Source organism: Phocaeicola fibrisolvens, assembly GCF_025567125.1.
In the GTDB taxonomy this organism is placed as follows: domain Bacteria; phylum Bacteroidota; class Bacteroidia; order Bacteroidales; family Bacteroidaceae; genus Phocaeicola; species Phocaeicola fibrisolvens.
Window position 1 is genome coordinate 1 of record NZ_JAOQJI010000090.1, and the last position, 5,469, is coordinate 5,469.

Genomic DNA, 5,469 nt, shown 5'->3' on the forward strand with positions numbered 1-5,469 from the left:
GATGCACTGTGCCCCCTTTTTACTAACGATGCAGATTATTTTCGCTTCTGTATCATATAGGCGCGTAGTTGCGGATTTGAGGTATTCAAAAGTTTCAAGCAGTTTTATAGCTTTCTTTTCGCCCTTTATTTGCTTACCCTTGACATCAAAACTACGCACTCCACGTGGCTCGAGTTGATGGAATTGATGTCTTTGGCTAATTTTAGAGCCCGACGTATGCGGAAACATATCTATCAATTTTTTACTGTTTTTTGAGAAAACGAGGTATGAGGGAACATATCGAAGTAATAATCACCAATAATACGCATTAAAAACTAATCACTGTTGTATTTAAACTATTCGAAAAGGATTTAAATATTAAGGGAAGACTCTATAGATCTTTTCAAATAATTAACGAGTTCAATTATCTCAGTCTCCATTCCTTCCCACTTGTCATCATAATCTTCCAAATAAGCCTTTTTTGCTTTTTCAAGTAAAGTAGCATGCTCTTTGGCTAATTTAGGTATCGCCCATTCAGCAGCCTGATCTTTTGAGCAAATTCTACCGGAAGAGGATGTCAGCCACATTCTGGCTAAAGTTAAAATCACATTGCGTTCGTCACCTTCAATGCTAGCTATCAACCCGGGTAAGGATTCTTTAATCGCCCTTCGAATATCTGTCATTGGTACAGGCTCAATCACTTCTGTTGCCTCTGGTCCGAAAAGGTTAATACTATTTTCTCTTAATTGAGATAAAAGAATTGCTAAATCGGGATCATAAGTTGGCTCAGGAATTGCTCCCTTATCAAACTGCTCCCTTAGCCACTCACCATACATAAATTCATGTTTAGGAGGAAATTTCCAAGGGACAACATCCTTTTGATTTATGACCGTAACTTCAAGTGGTCTAATAGCATTTATGTTTCTATATAAGGCAAAGAGGATAATTTTTCTGTCACTGATTGAATAATATTATATCTCAGGTTTAAAGTTAGCGAAATTGTTTTCTTGTTTAAATCTAAAAATGTCAAATTTGTATTATTTATTAAAGCTAACGTGGAATATGTTATAATTTCACTTATGCATTGAGTTAGATTAAATTCAATATACTGATTGGAAGAAGCCATAACATTTCCACTGCAGACAATAGAATTATCAGAGATGTCAATTTTTTTACCTATTAAGCGCAAAAAATCAATCATATCATAGACATCCGTTTTTAAATATGGATTTTTTATGATAAATTTTTGTTTGTTAACAGATAAAAGTAATGCCGTTTTAGTGGCCCCTCCTACAAGCGGTCCACTCAAATCTTCGCTAGAGTATGAAAAATTTTTTATATCTAACTCGGTTATATCGCTATTGTCACCAAAATTACCTATTATTCTATTAGATTCTATACTTATTTTGTGATTAAAACATTCAATCACTGAAGCAATATGAGAAAATGGTCTATTATGTGAATCTATCGAATCACCAATTTGACAACCTCCAGAACCATAATATTCAAATTTTCCTAATGCAATTAATAGCGCCGGGCACAAATACATAGAACCATGAATACACTTTCCTAAAGTCTCTGTCCGAGATAAGTGTTGGTATGCATAACTGACCTGTTTATTCATTTTCTATGAATGCCCTGGGTAAACGAAAAGGAACAAGGTATATTTCATCCTTGTTCCTATCGGTCAGTATGTGCTATTCAGTTCAACAAATTGGAATTTGTTGCTCCGTCAAACTGAAAGTTTCAAGCGTTATAGACTTCCCACAAATATCTCTGCATCAATCGTCAAAGTTTTTAGCTTTTTGAAATCAATCTCAGTTTTATCTACATGGAAGAGCAGTGGGGTCATGTCTGCAAAAATTTTAATATCCTCTAACGGCATTTCATATGATTCTGAAACTCTTTTTTGGTAAATAACAGAATACTGCTTCTTGAATAAGTTAATCACATTCTCATTGGAATACTCTTGATTTTTCAAATGTTCTTTTGCAATGTTTCTGAACTCCATCAGATGTTTATTCCCAGGAATAACCTTTACAATATAGCCGCTATCCGTCAGAACTCTATTGAACTCCAAATAATTAGCTGGTGTAAATATGTCCAGTATACAGTCTACTGAGTGGTCTCTAATTGGCATATTTTCCAAATCACCCACAAACCACTTTATAGACTTACTACCGTCTCTTTTTGAAGCAAGGGAAATGGCATCTTTTGAAATATCAAAAGCAACTATATCTGCTTGAAATAGTTCTTTGATTTTTCTAGAATAATATCCTTCACCACATCCGACATCAAGAATAGTTGTTATGTTTTCAAGCTTGCTCAATATATGTGTTATCTCCGTAAGAATATGTGAATAGTATCCCTTTTCTAAAATATCCATTCTGCTTTCAAAAGAAGTTCTGCTATAATGCTTAGATTGCTTTTGATTTAATGCAAAATTCACATATCCTAATTTAGAAATATCGAAACAATGCTTATTACTACACAGCAAACTATTGCCTACCATCTTTAACTTTCGTTTACATATTGGACAACGAAAAAGCTTTTCGCTGTCATTAAATCTAATAATTTTATTCATGACATCCTCCATTATTACATTCTTGACCGAAAGCGAGTTATGTAATACGGATGTACCGCAACACAACTCGCGGTATTATCTTAATCTCATATATGCTGTCATCTTATCACCTCCTCAAATTCAAGTTTGTATAACTATTTTATTGCATTATAGCATACTTTGGTCTGCTTTTCCCACTCCAGAGAAAATTTCTTTGTCGATAATTATCCTACCTATAGGAATATTTTTATTCACCAATACTTATCTCGGACAGAGATTTCCTAAAAAGAAAGGAATGTTGGCATTACATATGGTACTTGCGTCAATAAACAAACGTTTGTTATATATTTTTGCAGTACCACCTAGTTCATTTATTATTGCGATAAAAACATATGTATCACTTACTATAGGTGGATTAACAATAACAGTCTTCATTTTGAGTGCAATAGTTAATGCTATTATTTGAACCATTGAATGTTTGTATCCATCCAAACTTAAGGAGGCATTAACTGGACTATTTTTGCTCACACTTATATTAATATTTTTATTTTCTCCTTTAAACAAAAAATCGGATAAACATTTATATTCCATAATAGATTCCTTGTAACTCTAATTGTTGATAGACAAAAAAACAGATCGCCTATGCATCACAAACAAAATACGGTTAATTTAGTGTTTTGTTTTGTAATTAATTTTAGAAAATGTATTTTTGTGCTTGCTTTTAGGATTCTCTTTCTTGCTTTTTGAACGATTGTGAAAACCTAAATCCTTCCCCATTGAATTGTGTTGCTTATTCTTCTCGTTTGTGTTACTAACCAACTGACCGCAGGCAGCTTTGATGTTATTACCTCGTGATTCTCTCATTTTTACTTCTAAACCAGCCGCTTCAAGTCGCAATTTAAATGCAACTAATTGTTGTTTGTTTGGCCTGTTAATATTGCAATTTGCGGTATCATTATATTGCAAAAGATTTATCAAAACATTTTTCTCACGAAACCATCTTCCTAATTGACGTACATCAGTTGCTTTATCATTTAGACCAGGAATCAATAAATAAGCAATTGTTACTTTTCTGTTATGTCTTTCCGAATATGATAAAACAGATTCAACAATCTTATTTATGTCATAACCTTTCATGTGAGGTATAATTATATCTCTTGTTCTTTGATTTGTTGCATGAAGAGAGAGGGTGAGTTGTATCTTCAGATGTTCTTCTCTTATTTTTTTTAATTGTTCTAAAGGACCTACTGTCGAAATATTAATTCCATCTGTGGGGAAATTAAGCCCATTTCTATCTCTTAGTATATGAATTGACTTAATTACATTATCATAATCCTCAAATCCGCAACTACGCGCCTATATGATACAGAAGCGAAAATAATCTGCATCGTTAGTAAAAAGGGGGCACAGTGCATCGAATGTCACCATAAAGACATATAAACGCCCCTTACCCCACCATGCGACTTGAGGCAATACGCAAAGTCACGACCATAAGTTGTCGGTGTTATCCAAAGTCATTCTGGAACACATCAGCATAAGCGTTGTTGCATGAATAGATATTCAGCACATACTGCCTTGATGTCCTGCCCCATTTGGCTGGCACAGAGATGAACTTGAAGACAAACGCCTTGATGCGGCTTGTTGCTTTGAGTCCGAACCTCTTCACGTCAAGCCTCGCCATGATGAATTTATAGAAGTTGCGTATGAGTGCCGTAAGCAGAAGAAACACCGTGTTTTCTCCCATGAAGGATTTTGGAAGCCTGTTCCAGCCGAATCCGTTATTCATTTCATCGAAGATGCGTTCCTTCCCTCCACGGAGGTTATAGAATTTGACAATCTCTTTCTCGGAAGACTCGTAGTCATTTGTAAGGATGCAGCGGTAGGTGTATTCGCCTTCCCACAGGTCAATCTCACCGTCAATTCGCTTCTGCCTTTGGATTACAAGACGGTATGCCCTCCCTTTCCATTTCTCAACAAGAATGGAGTTCAGTTCAAACTCAATGCCGCCCAGTTCCTCTCTCTTCCACCCTCTGAGTGCAAAGATGTCATCGTAGAGCGAACCGCAGCGGTTGGCGCGGATATAGAAAGTCATGCAATGCTTTCCGACCTCTTCCACAATTTCCTCTGAGCAGGATCCGCAATCTGCCCTGAAACGATTGACTGTCAATCCTTTCTGTTCAATCCTCTCAAAGAATCTCCTCAACGTGTCCTTCTGGTGGAAACGAACGTTAGTGTTGCCGTCGCTGTTCTCTATGCCGACAATCATGTCGCCAATGACAGCCACACCTGGACGGTACCCGAGAAACTTCTTGTATGTGGGTTTCGCATCAAACTTCTCAGCCTCTATGAACTGGTGGTCGAAGTCAACGTCATACCCCTCGCCCTCTTTCAGCTGCCCTGTGGACAATAGGCAATTGAGGAGCAGTGTATTCAGCATGTCTGCCGTGTTGAAGTCGTAGGTCTTGCCAGTGTCGGATGTGTAGGAAATGTTATCCTGGGTCAGTTCCTTTATGGCTCTGAGAATCGTGTCGGCACTGCATGTGCGAAATGTCGGATGAAGCGAGAGGTGGTACATCAGATGAGTGGTGACATCCTCTATGCATGAGCCGCCACAGAAATAAACGCTCATAAGCGAACGGATGATTTCGCTGTATTGATAACCATACAGCCTGCATCTCATACCGAGAGTTGAGTCGATTACAGATGAGAGATTGGAGTCAAATAGCTCCATTATTGAAAAAATTCCTCCAAAAGGAGAGAGTTTCTCAGATTTTATTGCTACCTTTACCATGTCTGTCGGGTTTGATACATATTTTGATTTGCAACACTAAGATAGGTGAAAAATCTGACATGGCAAAATCCTGAGCAACTTTTTGTTGCTCAGGTACTTAAAAAGTTATATTTGTAATAGTGTTGCGGAATTAAGG

At 36.8% G+C, this 5,469-nt stretch carries 6 protein-coding genes and 1 pseudogene; all 7 read right to left on the reverse strand.

Translation table 11 applies throughout. The features are described 5' to 3' along the window. On the reverse strand, positions 1-228 hold a 228-nt coding region (locus tag OCV81_RS17470), incomplete at its 3' end, for a hypothetical protein (protein WP_262640539.1). Between the two features lie 102 nt (positions 229-330). Beyond that, positions 331-902, reverse strand: a pseudogene (locus OCV81_RS17475) (aminoglycoside adenylyltransferase domain-containing protein); the annotation flags it as partial. Next, positions 896-1,603 carry a hypothetical protein gene (locus tag OCV81_RS17480; RefSeq protein ID WP_148331110.1) on the reverse strand — a complete coding sequence of 236 codons (708 nt, stop codon included), beginning with the start codon at positions 1,601-1,603 and terminating at the stop codon, positions 896-898. The gene OCV81_RS17480 and the pseudogene OCV81_RS17475, both read right to left, overlap by 7 nt. Positions 1,604-1,732: 129 nt before the next feature. Then, positions 1,733-2,563 (reverse strand): methyltransferase domain-containing protein, encoded by an 831-nt coding sequence (locus OCV81_RS17485; RefSeq protein WP_083655179.1) that lies wholly within the window; start codon positions 2,561-2,563, stop codon positions 1,733-1,735. Between the two features lie 240 nt (positions 2,564-2,803). Further along, positions 2,804-3,133: a hypothetical protein gene (locus OCV81_RS17490; protein ID WP_148331111.1), complete on the reverse strand. Its 330-nt coding sequence runs from the start codon at positions 3,131-3,133 to the stop codon at positions 2,804-2,806. Between the two features lie 78 nt (positions 3,134-3,211). Next, entirely contained in the window at positions 3,212-3,679 is a 468-nt protein-coding gene (locus OCV81_RS17945; RefSeq protein WP_262640541.1) for a hypothetical protein, read from the reverse strand. A 367-nt stretch (positions 3,680-4,046) separates the two neighbouring features. Beyond that, positions 4,047-5,333 carry an IS1380 family transposase gene (locus OCV81_RS17500; protein ID WP_148331112.1) on the reverse strand — a complete coding sequence of 429 codons (1,287 nt, stop codon included), beginning with the start codon at positions 5,331-5,333 and terminating at the stop codon, positions 4,047-4,049. Positions 5,334-5,469 lie beyond the last annotated feature (136 nt).

Excerpts from the sequence above, each read along its gene's own strand:
- OCV81_RS17480 (WP_148331110.1), bottom strand. The coding sequence starts at position 1,603 with ATGAATAAACAGGTCAGTTATGCATACCAACACTTATCTCGGACAGAG.
- OCV81_RS17485 (WP_083655179.1), bottom strand. The coding sequence starts at position 2,563 with ATGAATAAAATTATTAGATTTAATGACAGCGAAAAGCTTTTTCGTTGT.
- OCV81_RS17490 (WP_148331111.1), bottom strand. The coding sequence starts at position 3,133 with ATGGAATATAAATGTTTATCCGATTTTTTGTTTAAAGGAGAAAATAAA.
- OCV81_RS17945 (WP_262640541.1), bottom strand. The coding sequence starts at position 3,679 with ATGAAAGGTTATGACATAAATAAGATTGTTGAATCTGTTTTATCATAT.
- OCV81_RS17500 (WP_148331112.1), bottom strand. The coding sequence starts at position 5,333 with ATGGTAAAGGTAGCAATAAAATCTGAGAAACTCTCTCCTTTTGGAGGA.